At 36.9% G+C, this 21733-nt stretch carries 22 protein-coding genes; 4 read left to right on the top strand and 18 right to left on the bottom strand.

Annotated features, from left to right (window positions below; all coding sequences use genetic code 11):
• Nucleotides 1-159: 159 nt before the first annotated feature.
• From auxB to MUA87_RS08725, 12 genes are all read right to left on the bottom strand, one after another.
• Nucleotides 160-1302: a lipoteichoic acid stability factor AuxB gene (auxB, locus tag MUA87_RS08670; protein WP_060803909.1), complete on the bottom strand. Its 1143-nt coding sequence runs from the start codon at nt 1300-1302 to the stop codon at nt 160-162.
• Between the two features lie 36 nt (nt 1303-1338).
• Nucleotides 1339-2412 (bottom strand): ABC transporter substrate-binding protein, encoded by a 1074-nt coding sequence (locus MUA87_RS08675; protein ID WP_060803908.1) that lies wholly within the window; start codon nt 2410-2412, stop codon nt 1339-1341.
• Nucleotides 2409-3221: an ABC transporter permease gene (locus MUA87_RS08680; protein WP_002480531.1), complete on the bottom strand. Its 813-nt coding sequence runs from the start codon at nt 3219-3221 to the stop codon at nt 2409-2411. Before MUA87_RS08680 ends, MUA87_RS08675 begins: the two co-directional genes overlap by 4 nt.
• Complete coding sequence (locus MUA87_RS08685; protein ID WP_002480530.1) at nt 3218-4024, bottom strand: ABC transporter permease; 807 nt, start codon at nt 4022-4024, stop codon at nt 3218-3220. Before MUA87_RS08685 ends, MUA87_RS08680 begins: the two co-directional genes overlap by 4 nt.
• A 3-nt stretch (nt 4025-4027) precedes the next feature.
• Nucleotides 4028-5107, bottom strand: a complete 1080-nt coding sequence (locus MUA87_RS08690; protein WP_262550552.1) for an ABC transporter ATP-binding protein — start codon at nt 5105-5107, stop codon at nt 4028-4030.
• A 13-nt stretch (nt 5108-5120) separates the two neighbouring features.
• Complete coding sequence (locus MUA87_RS08695) at nt 5121-5660, bottom strand: helix-turn-helix domain-containing protein (protein ID WP_002480528.1); 540 nt, start codon at nt 5658-5660, stop codon at nt 5121-5123.
• Between the two features lie 124 nt (nt 5661-5784).
• Complete coding sequence (locus MUA87_RS08700; RefSeq protein WP_002480527.1) at nt 5785-6060, bottom strand: UPF0223 family protein; 276 nt, start codon at nt 6058-6060, stop codon at nt 5785-5787.
• A 119-nt stretch (nt 6061-6179) separates the two neighbouring features.
• Complete coding sequence (gene lpdA, locus MUA87_RS08705; RefSeq protein WP_262550554.1) at nt 6180-7586, bottom strand: dihydrolipoyl dehydrogenase; 1407 nt, start codon at nt 7584-7586, stop codon at nt 6180-6182.
• Nucleotides 7587-7589: 3 nt separating this feature from the next.
• Nucleotides 7590-8906 (bottom strand): dihydrolipoamide acetyltransferase family protein, encoded by a 1317-nt coding sequence (locus tag MUA87_RS08710; protein ID WP_002480525.1) that lies wholly within the window; start codon nt 8904-8906, stop codon nt 7590-7592.
• Between the two features lie 340 nt (nt 8907-9246).
• Nucleotides 9247-10224: an alpha-ketoacid dehydrogenase subunit beta gene (locus MUA87_RS08715; protein ID WP_002480524.1), complete on the bottom strand. Its 978-nt coding sequence runs from the start codon at nt 10222-10224 to the stop codon at nt 9247-9249.
• Between the two features lie 3 nt (nt 10225-10227).
• Nucleotides 10228-11340, bottom strand: a complete 1113-nt coding sequence (gene pdhA, locus MUA87_RS08720; protein ID WP_002480523.1) for a pyruvate dehydrogenase (acetyl-transferring) E1 component subunit alpha — start codon at nt 11338-11340, stop codon at nt 10228-10230.
• A 169-nt stretch (nt 11341-11509) separates the two neighbouring features.
• Nucleotides 11510-12142 carry a YkyA family protein gene (locus tag MUA87_RS08725; RefSeq protein WP_070848564.1) on the bottom strand — a complete coding sequence of 211 codons (633 nt, stop codon included), beginning with the start codon at nt 12140-12142 and terminating at the stop codon, nt 11510-11512.
• A 124-nt stretch (nt 12143-12266) separates the two neighbouring features.
• Here MUA87_RS08725 and def point away from each other — a divergent pair, with 124 nt between their 5' ends.
• Nucleotides 12267-12827 carry a peptide deformylase gene (gene def / locus MUA87_RS08730; RefSeq protein ID WP_002480521.1) on the top strand — a complete coding sequence of 187 codons (561 nt, stop codon included), beginning with the start codon at nt 12267-12269 and terminating at the stop codon, nt 12825-12827.
• Nucleotides 12828-12887: 60 nt separating this feature from the next.
• Here the strand turns inward: def and MUA87_RS08735 are convergent, their stop codons facing one another.
• On the bottom strand, nt 12888-13160 hold the full coding sequence (locus tag MUA87_RS08735) for a hypothetical protein (RefSeq protein WP_002480520.1): 273 nt from the start codon (nt 13158-13160) through the stop codon (nt 12888-12890).
• A 381-nt stretch (nt 13161-13541) separates the two neighbouring features.
• Here MUA87_RS08735 and MUA87_RS08740 point away from each other — a divergent pair, with 381 nt between their 5' ends.
• Nucleotides 13542-13757, top strand: coding sequence for a DNA-dependent RNA polymerase subunit epsilon (locus MUA87_RS08740; protein ID WP_002480519.1), 216 nt, complete (start codon nt 13542-13544; stop codon nt 13755-13757).
• Nucleotides 13757-15682, top strand: coding sequence for a ribonuclease J1 (gene rnjA, locus MUA87_RS08745; protein ID WP_023015944.1), 1926 nt, complete (start codon nt 13757-13759; stop codon nt 15680-15682). The genes MUA87_RS08740 and rnjA overlap by 1 nt, the downstream gene beginning before the upstream one ends.
• Nucleotides 15683-15758: 76 nt before the next feature.
• Here the strand turns inward: rnjA and MUA87_RS08750 are convergent, their stop codons facing one another.
• The 3 genes from MUA87_RS08750 to MUA87_RS08760 all read right to left on the bottom strand — a co-directional run bounded on the left by MUA87_RS08750 (nt 15759) and on the right by MUA87_RS08760 (nt 18903).
• Entirely contained in the window at nt 15759-16418 is a 660-nt protein-coding gene (locus tag MUA87_RS08750) for a potassium channel family protein (RefSeq protein ID WP_002480517.1), read from the bottom strand.
• A gap of 95 nt (nt 16419-16513) precedes the next feature.
• On the bottom strand, nt 16514-17551 hold the full coding sequence (locus MUA87_RS08755; protein ID WP_002480516.1) for a cytochrome d ubiquinol oxidase subunit II: 1038 nt from the start codon (nt 17549-17551) through the stop codon (nt 16514-16516).
• Nucleotides 17548-18903, bottom strand: coding sequence for a cytochrome ubiquinol oxidase subunit I (locus MUA87_RS08760; RefSeq protein WP_002480515.1), 1356 nt, complete (start codon nt 18901-18903; stop codon nt 17548-17550). Before MUA87_RS08760 ends, MUA87_RS08755 begins: the two co-directional genes overlap by 4 nt.
• Nucleotides 18904-19094: 191 nt before the next feature.
• Here MUA87_RS08760 and MUA87_RS08765 point away from each other — a divergent pair, with 191 nt between their 5' ends.
• Nucleotides 19095-19331, top strand: a complete 237-nt coding sequence (locus MUA87_RS08765; protein WP_262550557.1) for a glutaredoxin family protein — start codon at nt 19095-19097, stop codon at nt 19329-19331.
• A gap of 335 nt (nt 19332-19666) precedes the next feature.
• Here the strand turns inward: MUA87_RS08765 and ptsP are convergent, their stop codons facing one another.
• Together ptsP and MUA87_RS08775 are read right to left on the bottom strand one after the other, a co-directional pair.
• Complete coding sequence (gene ptsP, locus MUA87_RS08770; protein ID WP_262550559.1) at nt 19667-21388, bottom strand: phosphoenolpyruvate--protein phosphotransferase; 1722 nt, start codon at nt 21386-21388, stop codon at nt 19667-19669.
• A gap of 1 nt (nt 21389) precedes the next feature.
• Nucleotides 21390-21656 (bottom strand): phosphocarrier protein HPr, encoded by a 267-nt coding sequence (locus MUA87_RS08775; protein ID WP_002480512.1) that lies wholly within the window; start codon nt 21654-21656, stop codon nt 21390-21392.
• Between the last annotated feature and the right edge of the window lie 77 nt (nt 21657-21733).

The following is a 21733-nucleotide window of genomic DNA, read 5'->3' on the forward strand; positions in this document are numbered from 1 at the left end:
CTTAACGGGTCTTATAAACGTAACTACCCTTAAAGCACTCAATTTATGCATAAATCAATTAAATTTCATTTATTTCAACTATGCAATAGAAAATTTTTTGGTTTTTTACCAAGATAAAAACCGAAAGCAACGATAGTCATTGCTTTCGGTTTATCAAAATTATGATTTTTTATCTGAATCTTGTGCTTGTGTATCTTCAGTTGACTGTACGTCATCTTCTTTTGTTTCTTGCGTTGTCGGTGATTTACCTTGGTTGAATGAACGACGTTCTTCAAAGTTCATGCGTCGTTGATTCACAGCACTCGGACGATTTTTACGTGCTTCTTTCGCACGACGTTTTCTTTCTTTTTTCTCACGTTTACGTGCTGCTTTCTCTTCAGCTGTTTCACCTTTACGCGGTTCAACATCACGATATTTTACTTCTTCAGGCTCATCAGAAGGTTCTTGCATACGCGCTTGTTCACGCTCATATGCATCTTGTTCTTGTTGTTCTCTGACTTCTTCTTCTGATTTTTGTTTATATTTCGCCTGACGTGATAAGAATTCAGGTTCACTTTCATCTTCACGTTTTGTGATTGGTTCTTCAGACTGTACAGGTTCTTCTGTATCTTCTGTTTGATGTGTCTCTTGTACTCTGTCTTTTTTCGGTACATATGGTTTCACATCATCTTCTTCGTCATCATACTCATCACGTTTTTCATAAGAAGGTTCATAACGTGGTGTTCTCTCGTCTTCTGGATAGCCATGTGGACGTCTTACAGGTTCACGGTCATATCTATCATAATCATCATAACCGCCCTCATATGGTACATAACCACCGCCATAACGTGGTACAGTTTCTATTCTATCTTTACGCGCAAACATCATAATTGCGACAATGAAGAATAGTACTGGTATGACGATTGTTGCGAGTAGTAACACTAAAGGCAATGTAATGATAGATGCAACTAAGAAGAGAATTCCAGATAACACTCGGATATTCATAGAAATGAGTGCTAAGAATGAAATTAATAAACAGACAATTAAATAAACAATGACAGCCCAAATACCGTTTTGAAGCCAAATCACAAATTGTGTTGTATTTAAACTGTTATTTGCGAGCACTTGTTGTGCTAAATCATTATTGTTGATTGACTGTTCAAGATTTTGAATTGATGTATTGTTGCTGAATGACACAAGCGCAATAAACATAGTAATTACTGTTAATAACAATAATCCAATCCAGTTCAGCCAACCTAAGACTTTTTCTGCCACTCTGCTGACTGGACGTTTTATTTGTGTATATTGTGGTTCTTCAGACATCATTAACACTCCCTACTCTACTTACTAATCAAAATATTATTGTAATGACATTTTGAAATTCAAAAAATGCTCATTATAATCATTTAAAATATCTTTACCCAAATCTTTATAGACTTCAAGCCTACTTTGTGTTTCTTTTGAAGGATAAAACCTTTGATCATTTTTAATTTCTTTCGGTAAACGCTTTTTAGCCGCTTCATTCGGCGTCGCATAACCGACCCATTCAGTATTTTGCTTACTGTTTTTTGGGTCTAACAAGAAATTAATAAACTGATACGCACCTGCTTGGTTTTGTGCTGTTTTTGGGATTACCATCGTATCGAACCACAAGTTAGAGCCTTCTTTTGGGACGACATAGTCAAATTCAGGATTCTCTTGTACAATCGGTGCTGCAGTGCCGCTCCATACGACTGCAATATTCGCTTCGTGTTGTTCTAACATCATCGTTACTTCATCACCGACAATCCCTTTGACTTGAGGGGCTAAATGCGCTAAATCCGCTTCCGCTTCATCTAAACGTTTCGGATTCGTTTCATTTAAGCTGTAGCCGAGTTTATTCAAACTTAAGCCCATCACTTCCCTCGCACCATCCACTAATATGATATCATTTTTAAACTTCGGATTATATAAACTTCTCCAACTTGAAAAATCATCATGTGGATAGGCGTCTTTATTATAAAGTATACCCACTGTACCGAAGAAGTAAGGTATAGAATAACGATTATGTTTATCATAATCCATATTCATGTAATTTTTATCTAAATATTTCATGTTTGGCAGCTTACTATGATCTAGAGGAACTAATAAATCATCCTTTTTCATCTTTTGAACCGTATATTCACTTGGAAATGCGACATCATAATGCGTACCGCCATTACGAATTTTTGCTTCCATCGCTTCGTTTGAATCAAACGTTTCATAAATCACTTGAATGCCAGTTTCTTTCTCAAACTTATCGATTAACTCCGGGTCGATATATTCTCCCCAGTTATACACATAAAGTTTCTTGCCTGATGCTTGATGTGCTTCACTGCCATACCATTTACTGATTCCTAAACAAATGACTCCTATCACCAGTGCACCGATAATCAATTGTAAAAATCGCTTCATCGCAGTACACCTCGTTTCAAGGACAAGCGGCGTTTTGTATAACGCTGAATCATATAGTATCCGATAATACCAATGATGATAACGCCAAAGATTAACGTTGAAATCGCATTGATTTCCATACTAATACCTTTACGTGCCATCGCATAAATTTCTACTGATAACACACTAAAACCGTTACCTGTCACAAAGAAGCTGACAGTAAAGTCGTCTAATGAGTAAGTCAATGCCATAAAGAAACCAGCCATAATCGCAGGCATCAAATTCGGAATCATGACACGATTTAAAATCTGCCATTCTGTTGCGCCTAAATCTCTCGCAGCCACAAACATATTTTGATTCATATCATAAAGTTGCGGCAACACAATAATGACTACAATCGGAATACAAAACGCAATATGCGAAATTAATACCGTCCAAAAGCCGAGCCCCATTCCTGTAAAATGACCGATAGCAGTAAACATAATTAAGAATGACGCTCCGATTACGACATCAGAAGAGACCAATAACACATTATTTAACGTCATAAATGTCAATTTCAAACGTTTCTGACGTAAATGATACAGCGCAATAGCACCAAACGTACCAATTACAGTAGACACGGCTGCAGCTAATAATGCCACTGCAATCGTATTGAATAAGATAGCCATTAAACGATCATCTTGAAATAAACTTTGATAATGTTCTAACGTGAAGCCTTCAAAATGAATCATATTGCCGCCTGAATTAAAGGAATATACCATTAAGAAGATAATCGGTACATATAAGCCGATGACTAATAACCAAAGATAGACTTTGCCATACCATGTCATGATCTGCGTCCTCCTTCGTTGCCTGATTTCGTGATGACTAACACGAACGCCATAAATAAGATTAAAACAATCGCAATGGTTGAACCCATGCCGTAGTTTTGAATCACTAAGAATTGTTCTTCAATAGATGTCCCGATATTAATCACTTTGTTACCCGCGATTAAACGCGTAATCATGAACAGTGACAAAGCTGGAATAAACGTGACTTGAATTCCAGAGAGTACGCCTTCTTTCGTCAAAGGTAAAATGACTTTTAAAAACGTCGTCCAACGATTGGCACCGAGGTCTGTAGACGCTTGAATTAAATTCTCAGGAATCGTCTTCATGCTATTGAAAATCGGTAAAATCATAAATGGGATATAAATATAACTCGCAACGATAATAAACGCAGACGCAGTAAATAATAGTTCCATATGAGGAAGATGCATCACATTTAATATTTGATTGATAATACCATCATGACTCAAAATCCCGATAAATGCATACGTCTTGAGAAGTAAATTAATCCACGTCGGAATAATTAATATTAAAATCCACATGTTTTGATGTACAGATTGACGAATAAAATAGGCTGCTGGATAACTGATAATCAATGTGACGAGCGTAATGATGGCCGCATATAGAATAGAAATCCCCATCATTTTGACATAACGCATACTTAAAATCTGTTGATAGTTCGTCAAACTGAAATGGCCTTGATTATCTAAAAATGAGAAATATACTAATAAAATTACTGGAATGATAATAAAACCTACCATCCAAATCATATAAGGAACCATTAAGTATTTATTTAATTTTGTCATCGTTTAGTCCTCATAACTTTCAATACGTTTATCAAATTCCGCTTCTGTTTCACCTGGCACCATGATATGAATCGCATCTGGTTCAAAATACAAACCGACTGTATCTCCAACCTTCGCTTTCTTTGTCGTTTGAATCATCCATTCATAACCTTCTTGGTCCTGACATGTGACTTCATAATGCACACCTCTAAACAAGGTAGACTTCACAACTGCTTTAAATAAACCTTGAGTTTGATTTGTAATTAAAATATCTTCAGGACGAATGACTACTTCGATTTTAGTCCCTTCAAGGATTCCCATATCCACACATTCAATTTCTTTATCATAAATATTTACTAAACGATCTCGCACCATCGTACCTTCTATAATATTAGATTCACCGATAAAGTCAGCCACAAAGCGATTGACCGGTTCATCATAAATATTAATCGGTGTATCAAATTGTTGGATTTTACCTGCTTTGATAACCGCAATATAATCACTTAAGGCTAGTGCTTCTTCTTGATCATGTGTGACAAAGATAAATGTGATGCCTAAACGTTTTTGAAGTGCACGTAATTCATACTGCATTTCTGTACGCAACTTTAAATCTAAGGCAGATAGAGATTCATCTAACAATAAGATCTTAGGTTCATTCACAATGGCACGCGCAATGGCCACACGTTGTTTTTGTCCGCCACTCATTTCATCAATCGTACGTTGTTCATAACCTTCTAATTTTACGAGCTTCAACGCTTCAGCCACTTTCGATTTAATCGCTTTGTTTGATAGTTTTTTCAATTTCAAACCAAAAGCAATATTTTCATACACATTTAAATGTGGAAATAACGCATAATCTTGAAAGACTGTGTTTACTTGACGTTTATTAGCTGGAATTCCATTGATATTATGGTTTCCGTATAATACGTCTCCTGAATCTGCTTGTTCAAAACCTGCAATAATTTTTAAAATGGTTGTTTTACCACATCCCGAAGGACCTAGTAAGGTATAAAATTTTCCTTCTTCGAAATCAATAGAGATATCGTCTAAGATGGTTTTGCCATCGTATTGTTTACTCACTCCTAATAACGATAATAGCGACATATGTTCTTTCCTCCTATAAGTACGATGCAGTAACCACCATCATGGCTTTCGTTTCTGTATCAGTTTGATTAGACAACTGATGTTTATCATGTGCTTTAAAATAAAGCGCATCTCCTGCTTTGGCATGATAGACATGTTCTCCAAGTGTTAAAGTCAGCTCTCCTTCTAAACAATATATGAATGTATCTGAATCAGAAGGTTTAAAATTTTTATATGCAGTATGCGGATGTAATTGAATAAATAACGGTTCCATTTCAAATTCATTCGAACGGGCAATCGGCCACGTTAAAATATAACCTTCATCATATTCGTCATAGACCGTTTGTTCATCCTTTGGATACAACACCTTCTCAGCTTCTTTTTCTTTAAAAAAAGTCTCTGGTGATGTTCCGAGCACTTCTAATAATTGTAGAAAGGTTTCCATACTTGGTGAGGATTGTCCGCTTTCTATTTGTGAAATATAGCCTTTAGATAAATCTGTCCGCTCTGCTAATTCTTCTTGTGTCAGCTGTTTGATTTTACGTAAATTACGTAATTTCAATCCAATATTCATGAATGACCTCACTCTCTTGCTTAAAAAATGACATAAAAAAAGCACAGTTCTGTTTAGTATTAGTAAACTTTAAGTTTAACGCTTACTAAAAATAACAGAACTGCACCTGATTTACAATATAATTTTAATCATTTGCACTAAATTTTTTAGTTTCAGTTTCGTTTTTGATACGTTTGATCGCACGATAGCTATTATAGCCGCTGCCTTTTTCAAAATCATCTAAGATATTCTTCTCATCTGCTTTACCTGGAACGACCTTTTTAAAGTTGCGATAAGCATTCATAAAGTCATCTCTGTCGACTTGACGTTCATAATAATCTTCAACACGATTAAAGAAATGAATCACATCTATCATTTCTTCTTGAGACCAATCGACATCAATAGGATATTGATATTCCATATATATATTCCTCCTATCTATTTGATTTCAGCCATATTATAACATGTATGATAAAAAAACCGCCGAGCTTAAAAGCCCGACGGTTTCAGTTTATATGCTTATTCTAATGTTGGGTGTTATTACATAGTGTGGATTGGTAATCCAAGTGCTTTTTCAGCTGCTTCCATGCTCATTTCACCTAATGTTGGGTGAGCATGTACTGTTAATGCGATATCTTCAGCATTCATACCAGCTTCAATTGCTAGACCTAATTCAGAGATGATGTCAGAAGCACCTGCACCAACAATTTGTGCACCTACTAATGTGTCATCTTCTTTAAGTGTGATCAATTTAACGAAACCAGTAGTATCGTTTAATGATAACGCACGGCCGTTTGCTGCGTAAGGGAATTTAGAAGCTTTATATTCTAAACCTTCTTCTTTCGCTTGCGCTTCAGAAAGACCTACTGTTGCGATTTCTGGTTCAGTGAAGCATACTGCAGGCATACCGATGTAATCTACTGCTGATTTTTCACCAGAGATTGCTTCAGCTGCTACTTTACCTTCATAGCTTGCTTTATGAGCAAGTGGTAAACCAGGAACGATATCACCGATAGCATAGATGTTATCAAGTGAAGTACGGCTTTGTTCGTCAACTTCTAATAAACCGCGGTCTGCGAATTTAAGACCTAATTCTTCAAGACCCATTTCATCAGTGTTTGGACGACGACCTACTGTAACTAATACGTAATCAGCGTCGATTGTTTTTTCTTCGCCTTTAGCTTCGTAAGTTACTTTAACGCCGTTTTCTGTTTCTTCAGCAGATTTAGCCATTGCTTCAGTAACAATTTCCATACCTTTTTCTTTCATTTTTTTCTTAACAGGTTGTGTTAATTGTTTTTCGAAACCGCCTAAGATATCTTTAGCGCCTTCTAAGATAGTAACTTCTGTACCGAAGTTCGCAAATGCTGTACCTAATTCAGAACCGATGTAACCGCCACCTACAACAACTAATTTCTTAGGTGCTTCTTGTAAGTTTAACGCACCAGTTGAATCGATTACGCGTTCGCCGAATTTGAAATTAGGAATTTCAATCGATCTAGAACCTGTTGCGATAATCGCATGTTTGAAGTTGTAAGTTTGAGCGCTTTTTTCGTCCATTACACGTAAGCTGTTTTTGTCGTGGAAGTAAGCTTCACCTTTGACAATTTCTATTTTGTTTCCTTTTAATAGACCTTCAACGCCGCCTGTTAATTTGTTAACTACAGACTTTTTGAACTCTTGAACTTTTTCGAATTTAAGTTCAACGTCTTTAGCGATGATACCTAGATCTTCAGAGTTTTTAGACTCTTGGAATACGTGTGATACGTGTAATAACGCTTTAGATGGGATACATCCTACGTTAAGACATACACCGCCTAATTCGCCTTTCTCAACGATTGTCACTTTTTGACCTAATTGTGCTGCGCGGATTGCGGCAACATAACCGCCAGGACCTGCTCCGATTACAATAGTATCTGTTTCAATTGGAAAATCACCAACTACCATGTTTTACCCCTCCATTAATAATAATTCTGGATTATTTAATAAACGTTTGATGTGGTTCATTGCGTTTTGACCAGTAGCTCCGTCAATTTGTCTGTGGTCAAAGCTTAATGATAATGCTAATACAGGTGCTGCAACAATTTCCCCATCCTTAACAATAGGTTTTTGTGCAATACGACCAATACCCAAGATAGCAACTTCTGGGTGGTTGATTACTGGTGTGAACCATTGGCCGCCTGCTGAACCGATGTTACTGATTGTGCATGATGCACCTTTCATTTCGTCAGAAGTCAATTTACCGTCACGTGCTTTAACAGCAAGTTCGTTAATTTCATCTGAGATTTCGAACATTGATTTACGATCAGCATGTTTAACAACCGGTACTAATAAACCGCGGTCTGTATCTGCAGCGATACCGATGTTCCAGTAGTGTTTGTGTACTACTTCACCGTTTGCATCATCAAATTCAGTATTTAATGCTGGGTATTTCTTAAGTGCTGATACTAATGCTTTAACAACATATGGTAAGAATGTTAATTTAGTACCTTGTTCCGCAGCAATTTCTTTGAATTTCTTACGGTGATCCCATAATGCTTGAACTTCCACTTCGTCCATTAATGTTACGTGAGGCGCAGTGTGTTTAGAGTTAACCATTGCTTTCGCAATCGCTTTACGCATTGCAGGGATTTTTTCACGAGTTTCTGGGTATTCGCCTTCAGCTGATACTGGTGCTGCAGCTGTTTCTTGTGATGCTGCTGCTTCAGTTGCTGGAGCTTCGCTAGTTTCTGCACTTGGTGCATCTCCGCTTAAGTAAGCTTCAACGTCAGCTTTAGTGATACGGCCGTTTTTACCAGAACCTTGAACTGCTTTGATATTTACATTATTTTCACGTGCAAATTTACGTACAGAAGGCATTGCTTTAACTCTTCTGTTTTCATCTACTTCTTCGTCAGCAGCTGGTGCTACGTTTGAAGTATCTTGTTCTGAAACTGATTGTGCTTGATCTTTAGTTTCTTCTTGGCCTGCATCTTCTTCTTGAGCAGAATCGTTACTGTGTCCGCCTTTGAATGACATTTCTTCAGCGTCTGGAGAATCAATTTTGATAATTGTGTCGCCAACGACTGCTACAGTTCCTTCTTCTACAACAACTTCTTCGATTGTACCGTTAACTGGAGAAGGGATTTCTACAACAGATTTGTCGTTTTGTACTTCACATAGAATATCGTCTTCTTGGATTTCGTCTCCAGCTTTTACAAACCACTTAACAATTTCACCTTCGTGGATACCTTCACCAATATCGGGTAATTTAAATTCAAATGCCACGTTCTTGTCCTCCTAAAAGTCAATTTAAGTCACATAAACCAGCACAAAACAATTGATTAAAACAAAAGTGTCTTCAAGTCTGTACATAAGCCTTGATTAAACTACTGATAATATAATCAATTTGATGTTCTAGTTTATAGTTTGACATAAAACTTGATTTCGTTTCAATGAAATCTATCTTCAATTTATTTTTACTACTTCATAACAAACCATTTGCCCTTGCAAAGTACATGAGATCGCAAGAGCAAATTTGGTTGTCTGACTTATGGAAAGCTGAAGTGTTGATTCAACTATACCCATAAGTTCATTTAAATATGCCGACTCACGCTCTATTAAACAATTAGAAGTTTAAAGTAGCTTTTGCAGATTCGACGATATCGTTTTTGTTTGGTAACCAAACATTTTCCGCTTCAGTAAACGGATAAACAGTATCTGCTGCTGCAACACGTGCAATCGGAGCTTCTAATGAAAGGATTGTGCGCTCAGATAGTTCAGCTGCTACTTGTGCACCTACGCCAGCTTGACGTTGTGCTTCTTGAACTACTACTGCACGGCCAGTTTTTTCAACTGAAGCTACTAATGTATCGAAATCGATTGGTTGTACTGTACGTAAGTCGATAACTTCCGCTGATACACCATCTTTTTCAAGTTCTTCCGCTGCTTTTAATGATTCTTGAACCATTGCACCGTAAGCGATAATTGTGATGTCATCGCCTTCTTTTTTAACGTTCGCTTTACCAAGTTCAATTGTGTATTCCTCTTCAGGAACTTCTTCACGGAATGAACGGTATAATTTCATGTGCTCTAAATATACAACTGGGTCATTGCTTCTGATTGCAGAAATCAATAAACCTTTTGCATCATATGGGTTAGATGGGATAACTACTGTTAATCCTGGTGATTGTGCCAAGATACCTTCTAAGTTATCTGCGTGTAATTCTGGTGTGTGTACACCACCACCGAATGGCGCACGGATTGTAACAGGTGCAGTTTTTGTGTTACCTGAACGGAATCTTGTACGTGCAATTTGACCTGCAACAGAGTCAAATACTTCGAATACGAAACCTAAGAATTGGATTTCCATTACTGGACGGTAACCTTCTACCGTTAATCCAAGTGCTAAACCGCCGATACCTGATTCAGCAAGCGGAGTATCGAATACACGATCTTCACCGAATTCTTTTTGCAGACCTTCCGTTACACGGAATACGCCACCGTTAACACCAACGTCTTCACCAAAAAGCAAAACATTTTCATCGTTTTGAAGTTCAGTTTTAAGTGCGTTGTTAATCGCTTGTACCATTGTCATTTGTGCCATGGCTTACTTCGACTCCTTCTCTTTGTAAATTTCATACTGTTCTTTTAAGTTTTGAGGCATATCTTCGTACATGATTTCCATCAAGTCAGTAACAGTTTGTTTTTCAACTTTATCAGCTGCTTTAATTGCAGTTTTGATTTCGTCTTTTGCACGTTCGATTACTTCGTTTTCTTTTTCTTCATTCCATAAGCCTTTAGCTTCTAAGAATGCTCTGAAACGAACTAATGGGTCTTTTTTCTCCCAATCAGAATCTTCATCTGAAGTTCTGTAACGTGTTGGGTCATCCCCAGCCATTGTATGTGGACCATAACGGTAAGTCATAGTTTCAATTAATGTTGGGCCTTCACCGTTAACTGCACGATCACGTGCTTCTTTAGTTGCTTGATATACAGCTAATGGGTCCATACCGTCAACTTGAATACCAGGGATACCTACTGCGATTGCTTTTTGAGCTAATGTGATTGCAGCTGTTTGCTTGCTTCTTGGTGTCGAAATCGCGTAGTTGTTGTTTTGAATTACAAAGATTGCCGGCACTTTATAAGCCGAAGCAAAGTTGATACCTTCGTAGAAGTCACCTTGTGATGAACCGCCGTCACCTGTATAAGTGATAGCTACTGCTTTTTTACCGCGTTTTTTAAGACCTAATGCAACACCGGCAGTTTGAATATATTGTGCACCGATGATGATTTGAGGACTGAATGCGTTTACACCTTCAGGGAATTGGTTTCCTTTAAAGTGTCCTCTTGAGAATAAGAATGCTTCTGTAAGTGGTAAACCGTGCCAAATGATTTGTGGAACATCACGGTAACCTGGAAGAATCCAGTCTTCTTTCTCTAATGCATATTGTGAAGCTAGTTGTGAAGCTTCTTGACCAGCTGTTGGTGCGTAGAAGCCTAAACGTCCTTGTCTGTTTAAAGAAACAGAACGTTGGTCTAGGACACGAGTCCATACCATTCTTTCCATTAATTCAACTAATTGCTCATCAGTTAAATCAGGTACTAAGTCTTCATTCACTACTTTACCATTTTCGTCCAATACTTGGACCATCTTAAATTGTGCTTCAGTATCTTTCAATACTTGCTCAGCGTCGAATTGGGCTTGTAACTTCGGAGCCATTCAATTCACCATACCTTTCCCGTATAATAGAAAATTCATTTCATCCATAAATTAGTATAGCATAGTTTTGTATAACTGTTAAATGAATTGTAAAACTTCTGTATCACTTGTGTTAAGTACAGTTATAAGACCTGTACCAGTCATTATACTAAAACTGTATCAGTGTTGTTTATTTGATTTGTTGAGCCGCTTCCATTTGTTTTCCGCGCTCGTCACGAGTTTTGCTATATTTTTTAATTTTGTTATTTACCTCTTTATAAGAGTCGTCAATTGCTTTTGTTTTTTCATCAATCTGTGATTGTTCTGCTTGACCGTTAGTTTTTACAATGTATTCAAATAAATCTTTTTCTTTGTCTAAACTATTGTTGTAAGCTTTCGCATATTCATCATGCGCTTTATAGTTTTTCTCAAATGCTTTGTTTGTTTTTTCTATGCCGGATCTTCTTTTATCGTTTCTAATATCCTTTGTCCGCTTTTTAGCCTCTTCAAACTTTTTCTCAGATGCATCAAAAGCTTTTTCTTCTTTTTTAAATTCATCTTTACGTTCATTTACATTACTTACAATATCTTTAGAAGTTTTTACAACCTTCTGTGTATCTTTACCGTTGATTTTCTTAGCTAAATCATTTTTCTCGTTTGTAAGTTTATTTAGTTTTTCACCGACTTTTACGGCTTCGTCTTCTTTTTGTACGGCTTCTTTCAGTGTCTTGTTGTACTCTTTAATCTGATGGCTGTCTGTTGAACAAGCACCTAATAATAGAGAGGATGCAATCACTAAACCAAATGTGCTTTTAATTTTCATGCTTCAAATTACCTCCTTGGGGATTTCAATAATGATGTTAATTAATTTTAAGCGATTTCGCAAATACTTTTCTGTTCTATCCGGAAGTTTTTTGTTATATTTTATAATAAGGACGGTGTATGACATGATTACTATGAAAGATATAATCAGAGACGGACATCCGACACTTCGTGAAAAAGCTGAAGAAGTTAAATTTCCTTTATCAGATGAAGATCGTAATAAAATCAAAGAAATGCATGAATTCTTAGTCAATAGTCAAGATGATGAAATTGCACGTAAATACAATTTACGTTCAGGTGTAGGTATTGCTGCACCACAACTTAACATTTCAAAACGTATGCTTGCTGTGCACTTGCCAGATGATGGTAACGGCAAATCATACGAGTTAATGTTGATCAATCCGAAGATCGTCAGCTACAGTGTACAAGAAGCATACTTGCCTACAGGTGAAGGCTGCTTAAGTGTAGATGAAGATATTCCAGGACTTGTGCATCGCCATCATCGTATTACAGTTAAAGCTAAAGATATTGATGGCAATGATATCAACTTACGACTTAAAGGCTATATTGCTATTGTTGTACAACATGAAATCGATCATTTAGACGGTATTATGTTCTATGACCACATTGATAAAGAAAATCCACTTCAACCTCACGAAGATGCTATCCGTCTGTTTGATGAATAAACATAAATTGAGAGGTCGCATAAAGCGGCCTCTTTTTTTATATACACTGCTATTTCCTTATTATATGAAGATATCTTTACGACAATGATACGTAACATTTAAACGTTCTAAACCTTCTTTAAGTTCAGGCAGCATACTTTTATCCACCCACTCTGGATCATGGTTATGTCGTATAAAATGATGATTATCTGAGACATTATCTACAACTTCTTCGTATTCAAAGAACATCACGATTTCTTTCCCACGCTTTTCAAACAAAATACCTTGAAACAATTTATCTCGTCTTTCCTTTTCTCTTTTTACATCTTCAATAATTCTTTTAGCCTTACTCATTTTCCTCACCTGCTTTTAGTCTCTAAATCATTGGACCCGCTTCGTTTTCTCTTTTATATATTTTACCACACTTATTTTGACTTTCTCTTTTTGATAAATATTCCCCTAGCTTTCCTTGTCGCTAAGTAAAACCGCTTTATTTATTGAATTACATCATGTAAAATAAATAATAACTGTATATGTATGGAGAAATCTTCATGCATGACTAACTAGAACGTCATTTATAACAAACCTAGCAAACATACTGGGCAGTTAAGCTGGTATGTTGTATTTATTTTAAGAAAGAACACAATGATGAAACAAACCATAAAGAATAAACTAGGCTTGTATGAACAATAAATTAAAACAACTGAACATATTTTTAGGAGGAAACAATATATTATGGCAATTTACAAAGTATTTTATCAAGACGACAGAGCAGAAGTAATCGTGCGTGAGAACACACAAACGATTTACGTAGAAGGAAATTCAGAAGAAGAAGTAAGAAAATATCTGAAAGACCGTAATTACAATATCGAGTTCATTACTAAATTAGAGGGCGCACATTTAGAATATGAACAAAAATCTCCAGACTATCAAGTGGAGCATATCCAATAATGAAACAACTCAAAAATAATGAGGTCGGTGTATACGCAATCGGCGGTCTCGGCGAGATCGGTAAGAATACGTATGCAGTGGAGTATAAGGATGAAATCGTCCTAATCGATGCGGGTATCAAATTCCCAGACGACAATCTATTAGGTATCGATTATGTCATTCCGGATTACTCATATCTTGTTCAAAACAAAGATAAAATTATCGGCCTATTTATTACCCACGGACACGAAGACCATATCGGCGGTGTGCCCTTCTTATTAAAAGAACTTAACGTACCGATTTATGGCGGTCCTTTAGCACTTGGGTTAATCAGAAACAAATTAGAAGAACATCATTTATTAAGAACAGCTGAATTGAATGAAATTACAGAAGACAGCGTCATCAAGTCAAAACACTTCAATGTTTCATTCTATTTAACAACACACAGTATTCCAGAAGCATACGGTGTTATCGTTGGAACACCTGAAGGTAATATTGTACACACGGGTGACTTCAAATTTGATTTCACACCTGTCGGTACACCAGCTAATATTGCGAAAATGGCGAAACTCGGTGAAGAAGGCGTTTTAGCCCTTTTATCTGATTCAACGAACTCACTCGTTCCAAACTTTACTTTAAGTGAACGTGAAGTCGGCCAAAACGTCGATAAAATTTTCCGTAAATGTACAGGAAGAATTATCTTTGCGACATTCGCATCTAATATTTACCGTGTGCAACAAGCTGTAGAAGCTGCGATTAAATATAACCGTAAAATTTTAGTATTCGGCCGTTCAATGGAAAACAACATTAAAATTGGTATGGAGCTTGGTTATATCAAAGCGCCACCTGAAACATTTATCGAACCAAGCAAAATCAACTCTGTTCCTAAACACGAACTCTTGATTTTATGTACAGGTTCTCAAGGTGAACCGATGGCTGCGTTATCACGTATCGCAAACGGTACACACAAACAAATTAAAATTATTCCTGAAGATACAGTTGTCTTCAGTTCATCACCTATCCCAGGTAATACGAAAAGTATCAACCGCACAATTAATGCTTTATATCGTGCAGGCGCTGATGTTATTCACAGCAAGATTTCAAACATCCATACTTCAGGTCACGGTTCTCAAGGCGATCAACAATTAATGTTACGCTTAATCCGTCCGAAGTATTTCATGCCGATTCATGGTGAATACCGTATGTTGAAAGCACATGCGCAAACTGGCGTTGAGTGCGGTGTAGATGAAGACAACATCTTTATTTTCGATAATGGTGATGTCTTAGCCCTAACAAGAGATTCAGCACGTAAAGCTGGACGTATTCCTTCTGGCGATGTATTGGTAGATGGAAGCGGTATCGGTGATATCGGTAATGTAGTCATCCGTGACCGTAAATTACTATCTGAAGAAGGTTTAGTAATTGTCGTTGTAAGTATCGACTTCAACACAAACACATTACTTTCAGGTCCAGATATCATCTCACGTGGTTTCGTTTATATGCGCGAATCTGGTCACTTGATTTACGATGCACAACGTAAGATCAAAACTGAAGTCATTTCTAAGTTGAACCAAAACAAAGACATTCAGTGGCATCAAATCAAATCATCAATCATTGAGACATTACAACCTTACCTGTTTGAAAAAACAGCACGTAAACCAATGATTTTACCAGTGATTATGAAGGTCAATGAGAACGGTGAACAAATCACACCGACGAAAAAACCTAAATCATCTAGACCTAAACGTACAAATAAAAAACAAAACCCAAAACAAAATCAAGAACCAAAACAACACAATAGTAAAGAAAATCATAAGCATGCGACAAACAAACGTCCTTCAAATAATGGTCAGAAAAACCGTAAACCAAGAAATCATAAACCGCACCATAAAAAAGAAGGCAACGCTAAACCAAAACAACACGAAGAAAAGTCTAAACAAGACTAAGCTTCTATAAATTAAAGATAAATATAGGAAAAGCACATTCCACGCGGAATGTGCTTTTTGTTTGTATAAGGTTGTGTTAGTGGACAAGTTTTTTCTCGAAGCGATTTAAGTCGTTGTCGTGTCCAATCATAATTAAGATATCGCCAAGTTCAATATTCATATTCGGATCTGGAGAAATAATAACATCTTTATCACGTTTAATCGCGATAATATTGATACCGAAGTTTGCACGGATATCTAAATCTACAATCGTTTGACCCGCAATACGTTCATTCGCTTTGGCTTCAACAATTGAATATTCATCCGCAAGTTCCAAGTAATCCAAGACACTGGCACTCGCAATATTATGCGCAATTCGACGTCCCATATCTCGTTCAGGATGGACAACTAAGTCAGCACCGATTTTATTTAAAATCTTCGCATGGTAATCATTTTGGGCTTTCGCAATAACCTTCTTAACCCCTAATTCCTTAAGAATCAGAGTTGTCAAAGTACTCGTTTGAATATTTTCACCAATCGCCACAATGACTTGATCAAAGTTACGAATCCCTAAACTTTTCATTACCGCTTCATCTGTTGTATCTGCGACTACCGCATGTGTCGCGATCTCACTATATTCATTTACGCGGGCTTCGCTTAAGTCGATAGCCATCACGTCCATGCCTAACGCATTTAATTCTCGGACTATACTGCCGCCGAAACGACCTAACCCTATCACAACGAATTCTTTTTCCATTTCTTTTACAACCTCCGCAAAAATAAAGATGAGACAAGGCTCTGTTCAATCATAGACAACCTATGATTGTGCCTCGCCTCACCTTAGACTTAATATTAATAATAACCTTCATCATTCTTACCTTCAACATAATCTTTGTTGAAGATGAATAATCTCATTAAGAAAATCAGTGATGGAACAAGCATCAATAATCCAACGACTGCCGCAATGGTTAAGGCCCATGCCATCGGGTCATCTGTTTTGTGAATGTCTCCATTGATATATGGATACAAGATGTATGGCCATTTACTTAAACCATAACCTGTCACGGCTGTAGCCATTTGAATCACAACTAACATAAATGCTGTTCCCGGTGATTTTTTCATTATAGATAAAATCCAAGCTGCTAACAAGCATAATATACTGATTAAGAATAACCACCAATATTGGTTAACCGCAACATCAAAGTGTTGCTTGTTTTGACTGCGTAATGTGATGAAAGTAAATAATGATACTAAAGCCATCGGAGGACCCCAGAAAACAAACCACATGCGAATAATATTATAGGCCTTCATGTTTTCTGCTTTACGCGCATAATACGCAAGGAATCCTGATGAAATATACATTACTGAAACTAAAGCTAAGAATACAACTGCCCACGCAAATGGACTAAAGAATAAATCTAACCAATTTAAATCGACACCTGTACCTGAGCTTGTTTTATGAATATAGCCGCCTTCTGAGATAACAAGTCCCATACTTAATGCAGCCGGGATGAATAATCCAGATACACTATGCAAGACGAGCCAAGAGAATTTCGAATCTGGTCCATAGTTTTGGAATGCATAGAAACTACCGCGAATCGTAAGTAAGATTAAAGCGATAGATCCTGGCACTAACAGAACCGAACCATAATAGTACGCGAAATCTGGGAAGAAACCGACAATTCCTACGGTAAAGAATACTAAGAATACGTTTGTGACTTCCCAAATCGGGTTCAGATAACGACCGATAATCGGTACTAATGTGCTTTCAGTACCTCTTAATTTCGATTGTAAAATGAAGATACCTGCACCAAAGTCAATTGAAGCAATAACGATATACAAGAATAAGAACAGATACAAAACGATCATTCCAAATGCTGTAATACTCATGATGCTTCACCTCGGCTCTCTTCTAATTTTTCCACATCTTTATATGGCGGGTTATTCTTGAACATACGGATTAATACATATGCTGCAGTGAATAAGATGATAAAGTATACGACACCAAATGCGATGGTAACACCTGGTAAACCGCCTGCATGTGTAGCTGCTTCAGACACTCTCATGTAACCTCTTAAAATCCAAGGTTGACGGCCCATTTCTGTTAAGAACCAGCCGAACTCAATCGCAAGCATAGCTGCAGGACCTGTTAATAATATGCCATACAGCAATATTTTGTGTGTTGAGAACTTACGCCATTTCTTAACTAGTCGTGTTAAGACATAAATACCTGAAACAACGAAACAGAAGATACCGCTTGTCACCATTAAGTCAAAGAAGTAATGGACAATTAACGGCGGCTGTTCATTTTTAGGGAATTCATTTAAACCTTCAACTTCTGTATTGATATTGTTGTCAGATAAGAAGCTGAGTAATGCTGGGATTTTAATCGCACCATGCACTTCTTGATTTTTCTCATCTAGTACACCAAACAGAACTAAGTCTGCACGTTTTTCAGTATCATAATGCCATTCATATGCTGCTAATTTTTCAGGTTGTTCATTGTGTAAGAACTTCGCTGATAAGTCTCCAGCAAGCATAGAACCTAGTGTAAAGACTAAACCGACAATCATAGTCAGTTTCAATGCTTTCTTATGATATTCTCTGTCTTTTTCAAATTTATTTTTCAATAATTTAAATGCTGCAATCGCCGCTAAAATAAAGGCCATTGTCATAATTGCTGTAGTAATTACGTGGAAGGCTCTGACACCAAATGATGAGTTGAACATTGCTGCTACTGGATCAACATGAATCATTTTGCCATTTTTCAATTGGAAACCTTCAGGCGTATTCATAAATGAGTTCACTGATGTGATGAAGAAGGCAGATAATGTACCGCCTAATACCACTGGAATACTCATAATCAAATGTGTCCATTTGTTTTTGAATCGTTCCCAAGTGTAGAAATAAATACTAAGGAAAATTGCTTCAAAGAAGAATGCGAAGACTTCCATGAATAATGGCAAGGCAATCACGTGTCCTGCAATCTTCATAAATTGTGGCCAAAGCAATGACAGCTGCAACTCGATAATCGTACCTGTTACAACCCCTACCGCAACAGTTACCGCATAACCTTTGGCCCATCTCTTAGCTAATGTAATATATTTTGCGTCATTTCTTTTAACACCAAGAAATTCAGCAATTGCGAACATAAGCGGCATCCCCACACCGATAGTCGCGAAGATAATATGCACAGCTAAGGTCATGGCAGTTAAAAATCTGCTCAGTTCTACTGCTTCCATAATATCACCCTGTTTTTCTCTATATTTTTGTTACTGTCTAATGCCCGCAACGTCTCAGATGAAATGTGGAGGAAATTGTTTACACAAAATCCAAAAAAACTTGAAACATTCAAATATAGGCGGTTAGCTTGATTTTTAATCGTCCCTTTAATACAGTAAACACATCAATAAAATGTAAAGGAAGATAAAACATGCCGAACGTAGTCATTTATACACAAAACGACTGTCCACCTTGTCAGTTTGTGAAAAATTATCTCGATCATCATCACATTGCATACATTGAGAAAAATATTTCAAACTCACAATACCGCAATGAAATGATAGATTTCGATGCATTTTCAACGCCATTTATCTTAATCGATGACACACCTATGTATCAAGTGGACATAGATAAAATCAACACATTACTCGATATCGATAAAGACTGACTTAAAAATGAATGCATTCTATTTTAAATTACCTTTAAGGTAAATGATTCAAACAATTATGCTGTAATCTGCGTTCATAGACACAGTACCTTATATGTTACGCTCTCATATGCTAGTTTACAATTATTCTAATCAAGATTTTCATTATATTTATACAGAATTTAAATCTTTGTCACAAATTTGTAAAACACACAGTATATACCACGTAATTAAATTCTTTGTATGTTGATTACATTACTCAAATAATAAGTAAATGTTTGTACACTAATAAAACCGCGATGAAAATGAATTGGACATTCATTTCATCACGGTTTTTATTAATATTTTATCAATGATTATGCATGTTTCGTATAGTCTTCTACTAAAGCAACAACTTCTTCTGATGTTGCACAGTTCACTGCTTTCGCTGCTAAGTCTTTCATTTGCGCTTCGCTTAAGTTTCTGATTAAACGACGTGCTTTAAGGATTGAAGTTGCACTCATAGAGAACTCATCTAATCCAAGACCTAACAATAATGGAATTGCAGTTTGGTCTCCGGCCATTTCGCCGCACATACCTGTCCATTTACCTTCAGCATGAGACGCTTCGATAACACGTTGTACCAAACGTAAAATAGCTGGGTTATATGGTTGGTATAAATAAGACACACGTTCTGACATACGGTCAGCTGCCATTGTATATTGGATTAAGTCATTTGTTCCGATACTGAAGAAGTCTACTTCTTTCGCAAAGACATCAGCAAGTGCTGCTGTCGATGGAATTTCAACCATGATACCGACTTCGATATCATCTGAAACTTCAACACCTTCATTTTTAAGGTTTTGACGTTCTTCTTCTAATAATGCTTTCGCATCACGGAATTCTTGAATTGTCGCAACCATTGGGAACATAATGTTTAATTTTCCGTATACTGAAGCACGTAATAACGCGCGTAATTGCGGACGGAAAATTTCTGGTTGTGCTAAGCACAAGCGGATTGCACGATAACCTAAGAATGGGTTCATTTCTTCAGGTAAGTCTAAATAAGGTAATTCTTTGTCTCCACCGATATCTAATGTACGAACAACCACACGTTTGCCTTTCATTGCTTCAAGAACTGCTTTGTATGCCTCAAATTGTTCGTCTTCAGTCGGCATTTGATCTCTACCCATATATAGGAACTCAGTACGGTATAATCCGATACCTTCTGCACCATTTTCAACTACACCAGGTAAATCGTTTGGTGTACCGATGTTTGCAGCTAATTCTACATGATGACCATCTTCTGTTACAGATTCAGCATCACGTAATTTTTGTAATTCTTGTTTATCTTTGAAGAAGTTATCACGTTTTTCTTGATATTGTGCTACAACTTCGTCACTTGGGTTAACAATAACATCACCTGTCATACCATCAACAATAATGATGTCGCCTGCTTCAACTTCCTCAGTAATCGTTTTAGTACCAACGACTGCTGGGATTTCTAAAGAACGGCTCATAATTGCAGAGTGAGATGTTCTGCCTCCAATGTTTGTCACAAATCCTTGCACATATTGTTTGTTCAACTGTGCAGTATCTGAAGGTGTCAAGTCATTCCCGATAATAACGACACTTTCATCAATGATACTTGGGTTTGGTAAATCCACACCTAAGATGTGTGCTAATACACGTTTAGAAACGTCGCGAATATCCGCTGCACGTTCTGCCATGTATTCGTTGTCCATTGATTCAAATATTGTGATAAATTGATTTGAAACATCTGCTAACGCTTGAGCAGCATTAACGTTTTCATTTTTAATTTTTTCTTCAATAGGTTGGATAAGTTCTGGATCTTCAAGCACTAATAAATGTGCATCGAAGATAGCCGCTTTATCTGCGCCTAATTGTTGTTCGGCATTGTTTCTGATTTTAGTCAATTCAACTTTTGATGTGTTAAGTGCGCCGTTAAATTTAGCAACTTCAGCCTCTGTATCAGTCACTGTTCCGTTATCAAACGATAGGTCAGGTTCTACTAATAGATAGGCTTTTGCGATTGCGACACCATCAGATGCCGCAATCCCTCTAATATTTTTAGTCATATTAGTTAGTTAAACCTTCTTTAGATAAAACGTCAGTGATAGCTTGAATTGCATCAGCTTCGTCGCTTCCGTCAGCATAGATAGTAATGTCAGCATCTTTACCTACGCCTAAGCTCATAACACCCATAATTGATTTTAAGTTGACTTTTTTACCGTTATATTCAAGTTGAATATCTGAATCAAATTTTGAAGCTGTTTGTACAAGCATTGTAGCTGGACGAGCATGAATACCTGTTTCGTCGATGATAGTGTATGATTGTTGTTCCATAATAATCTTTCTCCTTCGCATCCATTAATTGGTGAGTGACTCACCTGAACATTATTACACCTTAACATTACCAAAAT

This window comes from Staphylococcus simulans (assembly GCF_025561465.1).
In the GTDB taxonomy this organism is placed as follows: Bacteria; Bacillota; Bacilli; order Staphylococcales; family Staphylococcaceae; genus Staphylococcus; species Staphylococcus simulans.